Source organism: Streptosporangium sp. NPDC005286 (assembly GCF_040607515.1).
Taxonomy (GTDB): domain Bacteria; phylum Actinomycetota; class Actinomycetes; order Streptosporangiales; family Streptosporangiaceae; genus Streptosporangium.
On sequence record NZ_JBEXGU010000188.1, the window covers coordinates 1 to 17,628 of the forward strand.

At 71.4% G+C, this 17,628-nt stretch carries 11 protein-coding genes; 6 read left to right on the top strand and 5 right to left on the bottom strand.

Going from position 1 to position 17,628, the window contains the following annotated elements:
• On the top strand, positions 1-926 hold a 926-nt coding region (locus tag ABZU75_RS39580; RefSeq protein ID WP_355566290.1), incomplete at its 5' end, for a VOC family protein.
• Positions 927-964: 38 nt separating this feature from the next.
• Complete coding sequence (locus tag ABZU75_RS39585; RefSeq protein ID WP_355566293.1) at positions 965-1,633, top strand: TetR/AcrR family transcriptional regulator; 669 nt, start codon at positions 965-967, stop codon at positions 1,631-1,633.
• Positions 1,634-1,745: 112 nt separating this feature from the next.
• Here ABZU75_RS39585 and ABZU75_RS39590 read toward each other — a convergent pair whose 3' ends face one another.
• Positions 1,746-2,666: a LysR family transcriptional regulator gene (locus tag ABZU75_RS39590; protein ID WP_355566296.1), complete on the bottom strand. Its 921-nt coding sequence runs from the start codon at positions 2,664-2,666 to the stop codon at positions 1,746-1,748.
• Positions 2,667-2,951: 285 nt separating this feature from the next.
• Between ABZU75_RS39590 and ABZU75_RS39595 the strand changes: the two genes are divergently transcribed.
• Both ABZU75_RS39595 and ABZU75_RS39600 read left to right on the top strand, forming a co-directional pair.
• Positions 2,952-3,074, top strand: coding sequence for a 3-hydroxyacyl-CoA dehydrogenase NAD-binding domain-containing protein (locus ABZU75_RS39595; protein ID WP_355566299.1), 123 nt, complete (start codon positions 2,952-2,954; stop codon positions 3,072-3,074).
• A 74-nt stretch (positions 3,075-3,148) separates the two neighbouring features.
• Positions 3,149-4,309, top strand: a complete 1,161-nt coding sequence (locus ABZU75_RS39600) for an acyl-CoA dehydrogenase family protein (protein WP_355566302.1) — start codon at positions 3,149-3,151, stop codon at positions 4,307-4,309.
• 90 nt (positions 4,310-4,399) lie between these two features.
• Here ABZU75_RS39600 and ABZU75_RS39605 read toward each other — a convergent pair whose 3' ends face one another.
• Complete coding sequence (locus ABZU75_RS39605) at positions 4,400-4,615, bottom strand: hypothetical protein (protein ID WP_355566305.1); 216 nt, start codon at positions 4,613-4,615, stop codon at positions 4,400-4,402.
• Between the two features lie 15 nt (positions 4,616-4,630).
• On the opposite strand from ABZU75_RS39605, the gene ABZU75_RS39610 reads away from it, so the two are divergent.
• Positions 4,631-5,161, top strand: a complete 531-nt coding sequence (locus tag ABZU75_RS39610; protein ID WP_355566308.1) for a hypothetical protein — start codon at positions 4,631-4,633, stop codon at positions 5,159-5,161.
• A 7-nt stretch (positions 5,162-5,168) separates the two neighbouring features.
• Complete coding sequence (locus ABZU75_RS39615; protein ID WP_355566311.1) at positions 5,169-5,762, top strand: TetR/AcrR family transcriptional regulator; 594 nt, start codon at positions 5,169-5,171, stop codon at positions 5,760-5,762.
• A 37-nt stretch (positions 5,763-5,799) separates the two neighbouring features.
• On the opposite strand, the gene ABZU75_RS39620 is transcribed toward ABZU75_RS39615, so the two are convergent.
• From ABZU75_RS39620 to ABZU75_RS39630, 3 genes are all read right to left on the bottom strand, one after another.
• Positions 5,800-6,540, bottom strand: coding sequence for a 4'-phosphopantetheinyl transferase superfamily protein (locus tag ABZU75_RS39620; RefSeq protein WP_355566314.1), 741 nt, complete (start codon positions 6,538-6,540; stop codon positions 5,800-5,802).
• Positions 6,537-7,382, bottom strand: coding sequence for a metallophosphoesterase (locus tag ABZU75_RS39625; RefSeq protein ID WP_355566317.1), 846 nt, complete (start codon positions 7,380-7,382; stop codon positions 6,537-6,539). Before ABZU75_RS39625 ends, ABZU75_RS39620 begins: the two co-directional genes overlap by 4 nt.
• Positions 7,383-7,422: 40 nt before the next feature.
• A partial coding sequence (locus ABZU75_RS39630; protein ID WP_355566320.1) for a type I polyketide synthase occupies positions 7,423-17,628 on the bottom strand: 10,206 nt, incomplete at its 5' end.

Genomic DNA, 17,628 nt, shown 5'->3' on the forward strand with positions numbered 1-17,628 from the left:
CCCGGGGCGCCGGCGACGACCCGGCCCTGGCCGCCATCGGGCTGGAGAGCCCCGATCCCGCCGGCTCGGTGGCACGCGCCGAGGCACTGCTGTCACCGGTGCTCCCCCGCCGACGCGCGCCACGGGACGTGCCGCTGAACGCCGTCGCGGCGCCTGACGGCACCGCGCTGTTCTTCTGCCGCACCAGGCGGCCGGACCATCCGAGCTGGACCGACGACTTCACCGGAGTACTGGACGGGCCCGCGGTCCCGGTACAGGCCGATCCGGACTTCCGGACCAGCCCCTCCGGAACTGCGGGAACGGCGGAGTCCGCCGGCATCACCCACGTCGACCACGTGGCGCTCACCCAGCCGTGGCACCACTTCGACGAGGCCGCGCTGTTCTATCGCAGCGTCCTCGGCCTGAGACCCCACCGGAGTCTCGAACTGCCCGACCTGTACGGGCTGCTCCGCAGCCGCGCGATGTCCAGCGAGGACGGCGCCGTACGCATGGTCCTCAATATCCGCGCGCACCCCGGCTCCCCGGACATCCCCGCACAACACGTCGCACTGGCCAGCGAGGACATCGTCGCCACCGCCCGCCGGCTGCGCGCGCTCCAGAACGTGCTGCTGCCCATCCCGGACAACTACTACGACGACCTCGAAGCCCGCCACGACCTGGGGAGCGAGCGACACCGCACGCTGCGCGAGCTGGGCCTTCTCTACGACCGCGACGAGCACGGCGAGTTCCTGCACCTCTACACCGTCACCGCCGGCCGCGTCTTCTTCGAGATCGTGCAGCGGATCGGCCGCTACCAGGGGTACGGCGCGGTGAACGCCCCGGTCCGGCTCGCCGCCCAGCACGCCCGGCCCCGTCTTTCCACCGGCCGAAGGACCGTGCCGGGCCGAAGCACGGTCGCCGAACTGCGGGGTGACGCCGACGACTAGGATGTGGACGGTCTGATCTGCCCTGCCCGTGGAGCCGTATGTCCTCGCAGCCCGTCACATCGGCGTCCCGAGAACGACAGCGTGACCCCGAACGCACCCGGGCGGAGATTCTGGAGGTCGCGCAGCGCGAGTTCACCCGCAGGGGATACACCGGCGCCCGGATAGACGAGATCGCCGCCCTCATGCGCACCTCCAAGCGCATGATCTACTACTACTTCGGCAGTAAGGAGCAGTTGTACATCGCCGTCCTGGAGAAGGTCTACACCGAGGTCCGGGCGGCCGAGGCGGCGATCGACGTGGAACATCTCGCGCCGGTCGCGGCGATCCGCACACTGGCCGAGCTGACCTTCGACCACCATGACGCCCATCAGGACTTCATCAAGCTCGTCAGCATCGAGAACGTCCATGAGGCCGAATACCTCCGGCGTTCGGAGTCCTTGGTGAACCTCGGTGTCCCGGTGATCGACCTGATCTCGCGCATCCTGGCTGCGGGCCGGGCCTCCGGTGACTTCGTCGCCGAGGCCGACGCCGTCGACGTGCATATGATGATCAGCGCGTTCTGTGTCTTCCGCATCGCCAACCAGTACACCTTCGGCGTCCTGTTCGACCGTGACCTGGCCGCGCCCGAGCACCGGGCCCGGCACCGCCGGATGGTCGGCGACATGGTCGTCGCCTACCTCACCGGAGCAGGCGCCTCCCGCCCGTAGCCTCGGCCCGGCCTCCCCGCCGCACACGCTGCCGCGCACGGCGGATCGCGGACGCCGGGGAGATCCGCGCGACATGCGGCTGAATTCGCGTTACATCCAGCCGGAATCACTATCAGTCGGCGGCGAGATGCTCCGGCGTGGGCAACGCCTTCTCGGCCATGGCGAGCACGGTTCGCAGAGCCGCGGACGGGTTGTCCGTGCGCCAGGCCAGTGCCGCCCGGAGGCGGATCGGCGGGCCGGCCAGCGGGCGGTACACCAGGCCCGTCTGCTGGATGTGCCGGCAGGAGGTGAGGGTGAGGGTCACCCCCACCCCTGCGGCGACCAGGGCGAGAACCGTGTGGGAGTCCGGGGCCTCCTGGACGATCCGCGGGGTGAACCCGGCGGCCTCGCAGGTGAGGAAGGTGGCGTCGCGCAGGGAGGATCCCGTGTCGGCGGGGAAGCTGACGAACGGTTCCCCGGCCAGGGCGGAGACCGGGATGTGACCGTGCCGCGCCAACCGGTGGTCCGAGGGCACCGCGCAGACGAGCTCCTCCTCGTCGATCACGCGCGTGGCGACACCTGGCGGGGTGGTCGGCTGGGCGGCCGGCAGACGGACGAAGCCCAGATCCAGCGAGCCGTCCGCGACCCGGGCCAGGGCGGCGTTGGCGTAGGTCTGGCCCGTCAGGACCAGCTCGATGCCCGGATGAGACACCCGGATCGCGCTGGTCAGCAGGGGTAGGGTCTCGTGACTGGAGGCTCCGGCGAAGCCGACGGTGACTCGCCCGTACTCCCCCTGGCCGGCCGCCCTGGCCGCCCGCCTGGCGGCGTCGACGCTCTCCAGCACCATCCGTGCCGGCTCCAGGAAGGACCGGCCGGCGCTGGTGAGCCGCACCGAGCGGGTGTTGCGCTCGAACAGCTGGACGCCCAGCTCTTTTTCCAGCTGGCGGATCCGCTGGCTGAGTGGCGGCTGAGCCATCTGCAGCCGCCTGGCGGCGTGACCGAAGTGCAGTTCCTCGGCCACGGCGACGAATGCCGTCAGGTGACGCAGTTCCATGACCGTGTCCGTTTCCGGGGCCGGCCGGCCCGATTAATTAATATGACGTCTGAGTCCGACCTTAATTTGGTATTGGACACTAATCAATGTCCCTGGCACCCTGTGACCGACTGCTCGCACTCGCCGAGGAGCAGCGCGGAGAAGCAGCATCCGGGACAGGACGGCCCGGCGGCCCGTGCCCGCGGCATCCGTGCCCGTACCCGCGTCCGGCCGCCGACCGGGCCATGCCGGTCACGGCCGTAGCCGACCGCGTCGGGAAAGACGTCGAGAGAAACGAGGATCCCCGTGCGCGTCAGGGTTGTCGGCACCGGAGTCATGGGCCGCGGCATCGCCCAGTGGGCTGCGACGGCCGGCCACACCGTCGAGCTCTGCGACGCCCACCGGCCGGTCCGGGTGGCCGGCGTCTGACCGGCCCTCACCGTCATCACAGGTCATCACAGGTCATCACAGGTCATCACAGGTCATCACAAGGAGAAGGAACATTGTTCAGCCGGGACTTCGGCCTGACCCAGACTCAACGCGACATCAGGACCATGGCCGCGGAGTTCGTCGACACCGAGATCGTCCCCTACTCCCAGGAGTGGGACCGGGCCGAGCGGGTCGACTCCGCGATCGTGAAAAGGCTCGGCGAGCTGGGCTTCCTGGGCCTGACGATCCCCGAGCAGTACGGCGGCGTGGACGTCGACGTACTCTCCTACGTCCTGGTCACCGAGGAGCTCGGACGCGGTGACTCCTCGGTCCGCGGGATCGTCTCGGTCTCGCTCGGGCTGGTCGCCAAGACCATCGCCGCCCACGGGTCCGAGGAGCAGAAACAGGAGTGGTTGCCGCAGCTCACCAGCGGCGACGCGGTGGGGTGCTTCGCGCTGACCGAACCGGGCACCGGCTCCGACGCGGCCTCCCTGTCCACCCGTGCCGTGCGGGACGGTGACGACTGGGTGATCAGCGGCGGCAAGATGTTCATCACCAACGGAACCTGGGCGAAGGTCGCGCTCACCTTCGCCAGGACCGGCGAGACGGGCATCACCGCCTTCCTGGTGCCCACCGACTCGCCGGGCTTCACCGCCTCGGAGATCCACGGCAAACTCGGCCTGCGCGGCCAGGCGACCGCCGAACTCGGCTACGACGCGGTGCGCGTCCCGGACTCGGCCCGGCTGGGGCAGGTCGGCAAGGGGCTGGGCATCGCGCTCGGAGCGCTGTCGCGGGGCCGGATCTCGGTGGCGGCGGGCGCGGTGGGCGTCGCCCAGGCGTCGCTCGACGCGGCCGTGCGCTACTCGACAGAGCGGACCCAGTTCGGCAAGCCGATCGCCTCCTTCCAGCTCGTACAGGAGTTGCTCGCGGACTCCGCCGTCGATGTCATGGCATCCCGGCTGCTGACCCACCAGGTCGCTCGCATGGTCGACGCCGGAGCCGGCCCGAAGGACTACGCCGTGGACGCCTCCGTGGCCAAGTACCACGCGAGCGAGACGGCGGTGCGGGTGAGCAACAACTGCTTGCAGGTGTTCGGCGGTTACGGGTTCATCGACGAGTACCCGGTCGGAAAGTACCTGCGGGACGCACGGGTGCTCACCCTCTACGAGGGCACCAGCCAGGTGCAGAAGCTCATTATCGGCCGTGACCTCACCGGGGTGGACGCCATGTTCTGAACGATCGCCGGCGGTGCGAGGAGCGGCACTGGAGCGAGGAGACAGGTGAGCCGCTCATCTTGTCTCCTCGCTCCTCGTTTCCTCCCGTTGTCAGCCGGGCAACGGCAGCACGTCGCGGCCGAAGCGCTCCATCGCCTCGATCCCGCGCTCGATCGAGGTCCGCGGACGCACCCCCGAGCGGGTGCTGCCGGACAGCGCGCGCACCCGCAGCGCGATGTGGCCGATGCCGGCCTCGCCGGCGCCGAACACGCGGCGGTGCACCTTGGGCTGACGCCCGCCCACTTGTGAACCATTGGTGTGCACCACCAGTACACTCCAGGCATGCGAGCTGTCGTCAAAACCGTGGGCACCATCCTTGTCACGATCATCCTTGGCTATCCGCTCTGGGCCCCGGAGTGGGGGCTCGGGATCCTCGGTGAGATCGGGGCGCTGGGCATGCCCGGCGGGCTGATCGCCGTCGCCGTTTTCTTCGGGCTCGTCGCGCTGTACTGCCGTGCCCTTCAGCGGACGATGACGCTCGTGCGCCCCGATGCCAGGACCGCACCGCCCGCATCGGTCTGGTGGATGTTCGCGATCCCCTACAACTTCACTGAAGACTTCTTCATCGTGCGGACCGTCTCCGCCTCAATGGCCGCTGACGCGCGTATGCCGGGCGGATTCATCCGGTGGTGGGCGGCACTCGGATACGGATGGTGCGGTTTCCAGATCCTGTCGCTCTTCCCCGGAATGGCCGGGTACATCGGCGGAGCGATCGCCCTCCCGCTGTGGGCCGCACACTGGATCATGACGGGCCGCGTCAACCGCAGGCTTGCCATCCGGCAGCCGGCCTCCCCGCTCACATACAGCCCTTAGGGAACCCATGCCACTTCCCCGCTTCGACCGACTGCCGGCTGACACGCGAGCCGCCATCCTTGCCGTCGCCCGCACCCACTTCGCGCGCGACGGCAAGGATGCGGCGTCCTTCAACCAGATCATCGCCGAGGCCGGTATCTCCAAGACCTCCGCCTACCACTACTTCGACGGCAAAGACGACCTCTTCGGCGCTGTGCTCGCCGACGCGGGCGGCCGAACGCTCACCGCGCTCGGCCCCTGGGCCGACGTGGCGACCGAGGATGAACTGTGGAAGCAGGTCGTGGCGGGCACGACCCGGCTGGTGGCACATCTGCGCGAACACCCGGACGACCGGGCGGTACTTGCCGAGCGCCCCCACCTCGACCGTGAAAGCCGATCCTGGATTCACCGACTCGTCGCGAACGGCCTGCGCATCAGCCTGATCGATCCGCTGCCAAACGTCGAATTGATCACCGTGGCGACGATCGGCGTCTTCGACGCCCTCGACACATGGGCGCTCGACCATCCGGGTGAGCCCGACCACTCCGTCGCGGGCATGCTCACTCTGTTCCTCGCGCGGCTCTGGAACACCCCCTCCAGGGGGGAGGGTGCCGTGGTGTAGCTCACGCGGTTGCGGACTCCACCGGCGACCTCGCCGGTCAGAGGCGGATCCTCCCTTGCTCGGCGTCACCGAGCAAGGGAGGATCCCGGTCGTCCGAAGCGTCCGGGGCGGTGGCCACGACCGCGATGGCCGTGATCACCAGACCCCCGCGTACCAGCCAGCGGCCGGAGAACTCCCTCAGCTCGCTGCCGTCGCGCAGTCTCGGCCCCTCGACCAGCAGCCGGGCCAGGAAACCGCCCCCGACCGGATCGAAGGTGATCGACGCCTCGGTGAAGTCGAGGCGTGGTTCCCGCCGCGGGGCCAGCGGGAACCATGCCTTGTAAACGGACTCCTTGGCGCTGAACAGCAGCCGGTCCCACCTCGCCGACGGGTCGCGCCGCAAGAAATCCGTCACCCAGCGCGACTCGTCGTCGACCGCGATGGTCTCCAGGATGCCTGGGGGCAGCGGCTTGTTCGGCTCGGCGTCGATCCCAAGGGTCGTGATGTCATCGGACCGGGCGACGGCGGCGGCACGGTATCCGGCGCAGTGGGTGATGCTGCCGACGACACCGGGGGGCCAGACCGGCGCGCCCTTCGCGCCCGGCACCACGGGCACCAGCGGGTAACCCAGGCGCCTCAGGGCGTCGCGGGCGCACCAGCGCGCCGTGGTGAACTCGCGGCGGCGCTTCTCCACCGCCCCGCTGATCACTGCCTCCTCGGCGAGGAACAGGGCGCATGGCTGCGAGTCGTCGAAGGCCTCCGACGACATGATCTCGCCGGGCAGCAGGTCCTCGATCATGGCGTGAGTTCGGGGGCCAGAATGATCGACCGCGCCGGACGGGGGGTCCCACCCCGTCGGCGCCACTCCCGCGGGTATCCCAACGAAACCTCCTCGAAGCGAACTCCGTCGTACCACGTCGTGCGTGGTATGTGCAGGTGGCCGTACACGACCACGGCCGCCCGGTACTTGAGGTGCCAGTCGGCGGTCCGCTGGGTGCCGCACCACTGGGCGAACTCCGGATAGCGCAGGACGCGGGTGGGCTCACGTACCAGTGGATAGTGATTGACGAGGATGACCGGGTGGTCGGGATCGCACGCGGCGAGCCGACGCTCGGTGAATTCCAGCCTGGCCCAGCACCATTCCTCGCGGCTCGGATACGGATCGGGATGCAGCAGCATCTCGTCCGTGCACACCACACCGTTCTCGTACGCCAGTGCCAGCGACTGCGCCTTCGTGGCCGTTCCAGGGGCGTGGAACGAATAGTCGTACAGCAGGAAGAGGGGCGCGATGGTAACCGGTCCCCCGGGCCCGTCCCATATCAGGTAAGGGTCCTCCGGCGTGCGAACTCCGAGGCGACGGCACATGTCCACGAGGTACCGGTACCGGCTGTCACCACGAAGCTGAATCGGGTCGTCCTGCGGCGTCCACAGTTCATGGTTGCCCGGCGCCCAGATGACCTGGGCGAAGCGGCGTGCCAGCAGGGTGAGCGCCCATTCGATGTCCTCGGCACGCTCGCCGACGTCACCCGCGACGATCAGCCAGTCCTCCTCGGACCCGGGCCGGAACCCTTCGACGAAGCGTCGATTCTCGGCGTAGGCGACATGCAGGTCGCTTACCGCGAGCAGATTTCGCGCCTTCATGATGTGGTCAGCTCCCGCATGATCCGGAATGGTGATGAATTCACGACAGGCCGAGCTCGTTGTCGAGGATCTCGAACATCTCGCTGTCCGTGGCCGAATCGAGGTCGAACTCCGTGTCGCCGGAATCGTGCGACAGCGCCGCCCATTTGGTCTTCAGAACGTCCAGCCGCGCCGCGACCTGCTTGTGCACATCGATGTCGACGGTCATCTCGCTGAAGGCCTTCTCCAGTTTCGCGAGCTCGGCCAGGAGCGCCGCGGACCCCGTCGGCTCGGTCAGGCCGAGCCGGTCAAGCAGGTGGTCCGCGAGAGCGAGCGGCGTGGGGTGGTCGAACACCAGGGTGACCGGCAGGCGCAGCCCGGTGGCGCCGTTCAACCGGTTGCGCAGCTCGACGGCGGTGAGCGAGTCGAAGCCCAGCTCCTTGAGGGCGCGGTCCGGTTCGACGGAGTCGGCTCGGGCATGCCCGAGCACGCCCGCCACCTGGGCGCGCACGAGATCCAGGAGCACCTCGGCACGCTCGGCGGCGCCGAGAGCGGTCAGACCGCGCACCAGGGTGTCCGGTTCCTGTTGCCGCCCGCCCGTGGCCGTACGGCGCCTGGCGGACACCAGGCCCCGCAGCAGCGGCGGAACGTCCTCACGCGCCCGCAGCGCCGGCAGATCGAGCCGGACCGGCGCCAGCACCGGGCGGTCCACGGCGACGGCCGCGTCGAACAGCCAAAGCCCCTGCCTCACCGACAGCGGGCGAATACCCGCGCGCGCCATCCGCCGCCGATCGGTGTCGTCAAGCCCGCCGGTCATGCCACCGGTCATCCCGGTGTCCTGCGCCCAGGGCCCCCAGGCCAGCGACATCGCGGGCAGCCCGGCGGCCCGCCGGTGGTGGGCCAGACCGTCGAGGAAGGCGTTGGCCGCGGCGTAGTTGCCCTGCCCCGCGCCGCCGGCCAGGCCGGCCACCGACGAGAAGAGCACGAACGCGGCGAGCTCCATGCCCTGGGTGAGCTCGTGCAGATACCAGGCGGCACCCGCCTTGGGCAACAGCACGGTGTCCAGCCGCTCAGGCCGCAGGGAGGGAATCGTCGCGTCGTCCAACACCCCCGCCGCGTGGACGACCGCGGTCAGCGGATGCTCGGCGGGTACGGCGGCCAGCAGACCGGCGAGCGCGTCCCGGTCGGACACGTCGCACGTGGCGATGGTGACCTCGGCACCGCAGGCGGCCAGCTCGGCCCGCAGCGCGGGGGCGCCCGGCGCCACCGGCCCCCGGCGACCTGCCAGCAGCAGATGCCGTACCCCGTACTCGCTCACCAGATGCCGCGCCACCTCGACGCCGAGACCGCCCGTACCGCCGGTGATCAGCACCGTGCCCTCGGGGTCCCACCGCCGTACGGTGTCCTCGCCCGGCGCCACCGGTGCCAGGCGTGCCACGCTCAGCACCCCGTCGCGCACCGCGACCTGCGGCTCACCACAAGCCAATACCGCCGACAGCAGCGCCCTGGACGGCTCCCCCGGCACATCGAGATCGACGAGCACGAACCGGCCGGGGTCCTCCGCCTGCGCGGCACGGACCAGGCCCCACACGGCGGCCCCCGGCAGGTCGATCAGGCGGTCGTGGTCCGGGTCGTGGTCCGGGTCGTGCTCTGGGACGTGCTCCGGGACGGTGACCGCGCCGCGCGTCACCACGATGAGGGGGGTGTCGCCGAACCGGTCTTCCGCGAGCCAGCGCTGCAGGAGGTCCAGAACGCGGGCGGTGGACTCGCGCGTCGCAGCGACGACATCCATGGAACGGGCGGAGTCCGCGGTGAGGAACGAGCCCGCGGCCACGGCCACGGCACGCGGCGCACCGTCCCGCACCGCGTCCGGTGCCCCTGCCGGCAGGGCGGCGAGCAGGCCGTCCAGTGCGGCGAGGCCCCCGGTCAGCACCGCCACGTCCAGCTCTGCGACGGAGACCGGCTCCTCGGGCAGAGGTGTCCACTCCAGCTGGAACAGCGCGTCCCGTGGCGCTCGGCGGTCGCCGCCGGCGACCGGCCCGCCGGGCGATGCCGGACGCGACACCAGCGACTCGGCGGTGAGCACGGGCGCTCCCGCCATGTCCACCGCGGTCACCGACACCGCGTCCGCGCCGGTCCTGGTCACGCGCACGCGCAGTATCGTCGCGCCGCCGGCGTGCAGGTGCACTCCGCCCCACGCGAACGGCAGGCGTCCCGCCTCAGGCTCGGCCGCCTCCAGGAACGGCACCGCGTGCAAGGCGGCGTCCAGCAGCGCCGGGTGCACGCCGTACGAGCCGGCGTCGCCGACCTGCTCCGGCAGGGCGATCTCCGCGAACACCTCATCGTCGCGCCGCCAGACCGCGCGCAGCCCCTGGAACACCGGCCCGTAGGCGAACCCGCCTTCGGCGAACCGGTCGTAGAGGCCGTCCAGCTCGACGGCGGACGCCCCCCGCGGCGGCCACACCTCGGTGTCGAACGCCTGGCCCCGGCCCGCGGCCGCGCGGCCGCCGTCGGAGAGAACACCGGTCGCATGCCGCACCCATGGCTCGTCATCGGCGGCGTCGGCGGGCCGCGCGTAGAGGCCGAGCTCGCGGTGGCCCGACGCGTCGGGCGCGCCTACCGACACCTGTACGGCCATCGCGTCCCGCTCGCCGAGCACGAGCGGGGCGGCCATGGTGAGCTCCTCCACCCGGTCGCACCCGGCCTGGTCTCCGGCCCGGATGGCGAGTTCCAGCAACCCCGCGCCGGGGAAGACCACCGTCCCGCCCACGGCGTGGTCCGCGAGCCACGGGTGCGACCGCAGCGAGAGACGGCCGGTGAGCACGACGCCGTCCGTCCCGGCCAGCTCCACCGCCGCCCCCAGCAGCGGGTGCGCCGCCGCCGCGAGCCCGAGATCCCGGGCGTCCCCGACCCGCCGCCCACTCGGCCAGAACCATCGATGCTGGAAGGCGTACGTCGGCAGATCCACCCGGCGGGCACCGGCGAACGCGGTCCTGAACACGGCCGGCCAGTCCACCGCGACACCGTGCGCGTGCAACCTCGCCACCGCCGTCATGATCGCGGTCTGCTCGTCGCGGTCCCTGCGTAGCGCCGGGACGAGCACCGCGCCCACTTGCGGCCCGGACTGCCCCGGGTGCCCCGGGTGCCCGGCGGCCTCGCCCGAGACGACGTCCTCGGCCATCGCCGTCAGCACCCCGTCGGGTCCCAGTTCGAGGTACGCGGTGACCCCTTGCCTTTGCAGCGTCCCCACGCCGTCGGCGAACCTGACCGCGCGCCGTACCTGCGCCACCCAGTAGTCCGGCGAGCACAACTCCTCGGCCGATGCCGGCTCGCCGGTCACGGTCGAGACCACCGGAATCCGCGGCGGTGCGAAGACCAGGCCCTCGGCCACCCGCCGGTACTCCGCCAGCATCGGCTCCATCAGCGGCGAATGGAACGCATGGCTCACCCTCAGCCGCGTCGTCTTGCGCCCTTCGGCCTCCAACCGGGCGGCGATCCGGACGACCGGTCCCTCGGCACCCGCGATCACCAACGAAGCGGGACCGTTCACCGATGCGATGGAAACCTCGTTCTCGTGCCCGGCGAGAAGCGGCAGTACCTCCTGTTCCGGAGCCTGGACGGCGACCATCGCCCCGCCCGGCGGCAGCGCCTGCATCAGCCGGGCACGCGCCGCCACCAGCCGGCACGCGTCCTGGAGCGGCAGCACGCCGGCCACGTGCGCGGCCGTGATCTCGCCGATCGAATGCCCGGACAGGAAATCCGGCCTGACGCCCCAGGACTCCACCAGCCGGAACAGCGCCACCTCCAGCGCGAACAGCGCCGGCTGGGTGTATCCGGTCTGGTCCAGCAGTTCGGTGTCGCCGAACATCACCTCGCGCAGCGGGTGGTCCAGCTCGGGATCCAGGTGGGCGAGCACGGCGTCGAAGGCACCGGCGAACACCGGGAAGCGCTCGTACAACCCACGGCCCATTCCGGCCCGTTGAGCACCCTGCCCGGTGAACAGCAGCGCGAGCCTGCCCGGCCGCGTGCCACGTCCGTGGACCACTCCGGGCGCCGAATGCCCGTCCACCACCGCCGTCAGGCTCGCCGGCAGCTCGTCCCGGTCACCGGCCAGCACCACCGCCCGATGCTCGAACGCCGAGCGGGTCGTCGCCAGCGAGAAGCCGATGTCCACCGGGGAGGCGTCCAGATCGTCCTGGACCCGCGACAGCAGGCGTGCCGCCTGGGCCCGCAGCGCGTCACTCGTCTTCCCCGAGAGCAACAGGGGCACCGCACCCGGCACGACGCCTGGCGCCGAGCCGGTTCCCGCATCCATGGTCGGCGGCACCTGCTCGAGGATCACGTGTGCGTTGGTCCCGCTGATGCCGAACGACGACACCCCGGCCCGCCGCGGCCGTCCGATCTCCGACCACGGGCGGTGCTCGGTGAGCAACTCCACCGCGCCCTGGTTCCAGTCCACGTGCGACGAGGCCGCGTCCACGTGCAGCGTGCCCGGCAGCACTTCGTGGCGCATCGCCATGACCATCTTGATCACACCGGCGACGCCCGCGGCCGCCTGGGTGTGGCCGATGTTCGACTTGATCGAGCCCAGCAGCAGCGGGCGGTCATCCGGCCGGTCCTGCCCGTAGGTCGCCAGCAGCGCCTGCGCCTCGATCGGGTCACCCAGTCTCGTCCCGGTCCCGTGACCCTCCACCACGTCCACGTCCGCCGGGGCCAGCCCGGCGCCGGCCAGTGCCTGGCGGATCACCCGCTGCTGCGAGGGACCGTTCGGCGCGGTCAACCCGTTGGAGGCGCCGTCCTGGTTCACCGCCGACCCGCGCACCACGGCCAGCACCTGGTGGCCGTTGCGCCGCGCGTCGGACAGGCGTTCCAGCACCAGCATCCCGACACCCTCGGACCAGCCGACACCGTCGGCGGCCTCGGAGAATGACTTGCACCGGCCGTCGCCGGCCAGCCCGTCCTGAGCACTGAAGTTGATGAACGCCCCCGGGGTGGCCATCACGGTCACCCCACCGGCCAGCGCCAGCGAGCACTCACCCGAGCGCAGCGCCTGCGCGGCCAGGTGCATCGCCACCAGTGAGGAGGAGCACGCGGTGTCCACCGTCACCGCCGGCCCCTCCAGGCCGAGCGTGTAGGACAGCCGTCCGGACACGACGCTGCCGGCCGTGCCGGTGCCCATGAAGCTCACCACGTCCGGCGGGAACTCGGCGCTCGTCGCGTAGTCGTGGTACATCACCCCGGCGAACACGCCCGTGTGGCTGCCCCGCAGCGAGAGCGGGTCGATCCCGGCCCGCTCGACCGCCTCCCAGGACACCTCAAGAAGGAGCCGCTGCTGCGGGTCCATCGCCAGCGCCTCGCGGGGCGAGATGCCGAAGAAGCCTGGGTCGAAATCCCCCGCGTCGTGCAGGAACCCGCCTTCGCGGACGTAGCTGGTGCCCCGGCGCTCGCGGTCGGGGTCGTACAGCGACTCCAGATCCCAGCCACGAGAGGCCGGGAACGCCGAGATCGCGTCCGTACCTTCCGCGACCAGCCGCCACAGATCCTCGGGGGAGGTCACTCCGCCCGGGTACCGGCACGCCATCGACACGATCACCACGGGATCGTCACCGGCCGATGTGACCGGCTGCGCGACCGTCCGCGCGGCCGCCGAGCCGCCGTGCTCGCCCAGCAACTCCGCCAGGAGGAACTCCGTCAGCGCCGTGACGTTCGGGTAGTCGAACACCAACGTCGCGGGCAGGCGCAGCCCGGTGGCCGCTGACAGCCGGTTGCGCACCTCGACGGCTGTCAGCGAGTCGAAGCCCATGCTCTGGAAGCTGCTCAGCGGCTCGATCGCGTCGCCGTCCGCGTGGCCCAGCACCAAGGCGATCTGGTCGCGGGCCAGCTCCAGCAGGGCGGCCGTCCGCTCGCCTGCCCCGAGCGGCGCGACGCGATCGGCGAGTGCGGTCGCCGCTGCGACCGTCGCCTGCCGGCGGGCCGACGACCGGATCAGCCCTTGGAGCAGGAGTGGGACGTCCTGGCCGGTACGGAATGCCGCCAGATCCAGGCGCGCGGGCACCAAGGCCGGTTCGTCGCCCGTGACCGTCACGTCGAACAGCGCCAGACCGTGATCCGGAGACAGCGGGAGCATCCCGCGCCTGGCGAGCCTGCCCATCTCGGCCTCGCTCAGGGCGCTGGTCATGCCACCGGCCTGGGCCCACGGACCCCATCCCAGTGAGAGCCCCGGCAGGCCCTCGGCCCGGCGGCGCCGGGCGAGCGCGTCCAGGAAGGCGTTCGCCGCCGCGTAGTTGGCCTGGCCCGCCGTCCCGAACGTCCCCGCCACCGACGAGAACAGCACGAATGCGGACAAATTCTCGTCTCGGGTCAGCTCGTGGAGATGCCAGGCCGCATCCACCTTGGGGCGGAACACCCGCTCCAGGCTCTGCGACGTCAACGTGCCGATCACACCGTCGTCCAGCACGCCCGCGGTGTGCACCACCGCGGTCAGCGGATGCTCGGCGGCTATCCCGGCCAGCAGACCGGCGACAGCGTCGCGATCCGCCAGATCGCATGCCACGACGATCACACGAGCACCGAGCCCGGTAAGCTCCGCCACCAGCTCGCCGGCGCCCTCCGCCCGGTCACCGCGACGGCTCACCAGCGTCAGGTGCCTGATGCCGTGCACGGTCACCAGGTGACGGGCCAGCAGGCCGCCCAGGCCGCCGGTGCCACCGGTGATCAGCACCGTGCCCTCGGGATCCCAGGCCAGGCCAGGTGGCTCAGCGGGCGGGAAGACCCGGGCCAGCCGACCGGCCAGCACGGCACCATCCCGGATCACCAGCTGTGGCTCGGCGGCGGCCAGGGCCGACGGCAGCGCGGCGATCGAGGCCGCCGGCGCGCCCACGTGGTCAAGGTCGAGGTCGAGGTCGACCAGTACAAACCGGCCTGGGTGCTCCGCCTCGGCGGCGCGCACGAGCCCCCACACCGTCGCCGCCGCCACGTCATCGCCGTCCACCGCGCCCCGGGTGAGGAACGCCAGCCGCGAACCGGTGAACCGCTCGTCGGCGAGCCAGGATCGCACCAGGTCCAGCACGGACGACGCCAGACCGTGCGCGGCCGCCGGCACCCCGTCGCCCGGGCCTCCGGCCACCGGTACCAGCACCGTGCGCGGCACGAGAGCACCGCCGTCGTACGCCTCTCCCAGCGACCGCAGATCGGCACCTGTCCCGACAGGACCGCCCATGGCGTCGGCAAGGGCTTCGGCGAGACCCCACTCGTCCGGACCCACTACTGCCAGAGTGCTCGGCGACACCGCGGATACCGGCGGGGCCGGGGCGACCAGCGGGACCCAGTTCAGCCGGAACAGGGAATCCCTTCCGATTGCTCGCGAGCCGGTGGCCTGCTCGTCCGAAAGGACTCGCAGGGTCAGCGACCTGATCGAGGCCACGGGACCGCCCGCGCCGGCGATCGCGATCGACATCGCGTCCGGTCCGGCCCAGGACAACCGCACCCGGACCGCCGATGCCCCCGCCGCGTGCAAGGACACGCCCTCCCACGCGAAGGGCACCTTACGCCGGGCGTCCTCGCTCTGGTCGAGGAGCAGACACAGGTGCAGCACCGCGTCCAGCAGCGCCGGATGCATACCGAACGCCCCCGCCTCGGCCGCGTCCTGCTCGGGCAGACCGATTTCGGCGTACATATCCGAGTCGCATCGCCAGGCCGCGGTCAGGCCGCGGAACGCCGGCCCGTAGTCGAAGCCGTCCGCCGCCCGCCCCTCGTAGAAGCCTTCCAACGAGATCGGCGTCGCACCTGCCGGTGGCCACACCGTCGTGTCGAACGGCGGTGCGGTAAGGGGCTCGTCGACTGCCAGGAGACCGCCCGCGTGTCGTGTCCAGGGGCGCTCCTCCTCGCCTTCCGGCCGCGCGTGCACGCTCAGCGGCCGGTGTCCCCTCTCGTCGGGCTCGCCCAGCCGCACCTGTACCTGGACACCGCCCTGTTCGGGCAGCGTCAACGGCGCGGCCAGGGTCAGCTCGTCCACTCGCGCGCAGCCGACCTCGTCACCGGCTCGGATCGCCAGTTCCAGGAACGCCGTCGCCGGTACCACCACCCGGCCCGACACCACGTGATCGGCCAGCCACGGCTGGGAACGCACCGACAACCGGCCGGTGAAGAGCACCTCGTCGCCGCCCGCCAGCTCAACGGCGGCTCCCAGCAAGGGATGGTCCGGCGCTCCGAGCCCGGCGTCGGTCACATCGCCGACGCGGGAGAGCGAAGGCCTCGGCCAGAAACGCCGGCGCTGGAAGGCGTAGGTGGGCAGCTCCACCCGGCGGGCGCCGGGGAACACCGCACACCAGTCCACCGGCACCCCGCGTACGTGCAGGGCGGCCAGCGCCGTCATCACCGTGTTCTGCTCGTCCCGGTCCCCGCGCAGCACCGGCACCAGCAGCGCGTCCGGATCCGCCACCGCCTCGGCGTCTGTCAGGACGTCCTGCGCCATGGCGGTCAGTACGCCGTCGGGGCCCAGCTCCAGATAGGCCCGCACTCCCTGAGCGTGCAGCGTCCGGATTCCGTCGGAGAAGCGGACGGCCCGACGCACCTGCTCCACCCAGTAGTCCGGCGAGCACAGCTGCTCGTCGGTGGCCGCCTGCCCGGTCACCGTGGACACCACCGGGATCTGCGGCGAACTGTAGGACAACGTCCGGGCCAGGGCGCGGAAGTCCTCCAGCATCGGCTCCATCAACGGCGAGTGGAACGCATGCGACACCCGCAACCGCCTGGTCCTGACCCCCCGCCTCTCCAGAGCGGCGACGACCTCCAGCACCGCCTCCTCCACCCCGGCGATCACCACCGAGGCCGGACCGTTCACCGCCGCGACCGACACCTCGCTCTCACGCCCGGCCAGCAGAGCGGCGACCTCCTCCTCGGACGCCCGCACCGACACCATCGCCCCACCGGCAGGTAGCGCCTGCATCAACCGCGCCCGACCCGCCACCAACGCACACGCATCGGCCAGCGACAGCACCCCCGCCACATGCGCAGCGGTGATCTCCCCGATCGAATGGCCCGCCAGCGCATCCGGCCGCAGCCCCCACGAGGACACCAACCGGAACAACGCCGTCTCCACCGCGAACAACGCCGGCTGCGCCCACCCCGTCCGATCCAGCAACCCCGCCTCAACCGACCCCGGCTCGGCGAACAGCACCTCCCGCAGCGACCCGTCGAGCAGCGGGTCCAGCTCCGCGATCGCCTCGTCCAACGCCTGCGCGAACACCGGGAACCGGTCATACAGCTCCCGGCCCATCCCCACCCGCTGACTGCCCTGACCAGTGAACAGGAACGCAAGCTCCGGCTCCACCCCGGCCACCCCGCGCACCACACCCACACCCGGCCGCTCCTCGGCCAGCGCACCCAACCCGGCCAGCACACCACCACGATCAGCCGCGACCACCACCGCCCGATGCTCGAACACCGACCGCGTCGCCACCAGCGAGAACGCCACATCGCTCAGCACCGGAGCAGGATCGGTGCCCACATACGACACCAGCCGCCCGGCCTGCGCCCGCAACGCCTCCGCCGTACGACCCGACACCACCACCGAAACCACCGGCGGCTCCACGACGACATCCGACATCCGGTCCTGCGCTTCGGCCGTGACCTGCTCGACCTCCGGGCCCTGCTCGACGATCACATGCGCGTTGGTGCCACTGATCCCGAACGACGACACCGCAGCCCGGCGCGGGCGGTCGGTCTCCGGCCACGATCGCGCCTCGGCCACCAGCTCGACCGCGCCCTCGCTCCAGTCCACATGCGAGGACGGCTCGTCCACATGCAACGTGCGCGGCACCACACCCTCGCGCATCGCCATGACCATCTTGATCACACCTGCCACACCGGCGGCGGCCTGGGTGTGACCGAGGTTCGACTTGATCGACCCCAGCAGCAGCGGCCGGTCCGCGTCCCGGTCCTGGCCGTAGGTCGCCAGCAGGGCCTGGGCCTCGATCGGGTCACCCAGCGTCGTCCCGGTGCCGTGCGCCTCCACCGCGTCCACCTCGGCCGGCGACAACCCGGCGCCGGCCAGTGCCTGGCGGATCACCCGCTGCTGCGACGGACCGTTCGGCGCCGTCAACCCGTTCGACGCCCCGTCCTGGTTCACCGCCGAACCACGCACCACCGCCAGCACCTCATGACCGTTGCGGCGCGCGTCCGACAACCGCTCCAGCACCAGCACACCCACACCCTCCGACCAGCCCACCCCATCGGCCGACTCGGAGAAGGACCTGCACCGGCCATC

Excerpts from the sequence above, each read along its gene's own strand:
- ABZU75_RS39625 (WP_355566317.1), bottom strand. The coding sequence starts at position 7,382 with ATGAAGGCGCGAAATCTGCTCGCGGTAAGCGACCTGCATGTCGCCTAC.
- ABZU75_RS39615 (WP_355566311.1), top strand. The coding sequence starts at position 5,169 with ATGCCACTTCCCCGCTTCGACCGACTGCCGGCTGACACGCGAGCCGCC.
- ABZU75_RS39620 (WP_355566314.1), bottom strand. The coding sequence starts at position 6,540 with ATGATCGAGGACCTGCTGCCCGGCGAGATCATGTCGTCGGAGGCCTTC.
- ABZU75_RS39590 (WP_355566296.1), bottom strand. The coding sequence starts at position 2,666 with ATGGAACTGCGTCACCTGACGGCATTCGTCGCCGTGGCCGAGGAACTG.
- ABZU75_RS39585 (WP_355566293.1), top strand. The coding sequence starts at position 965 with ATGTCCTCGCAGCCCGTCACATCGGCGTCCCGAGAACGACAGCGTGAC.
- ABZU75_RS39610 (WP_355566308.1), top strand. The coding sequence starts at position 4,631 with ATGCGAGCTGTCGTCAAAACCGTGGGCACCATCCTTGTCACGATCATC.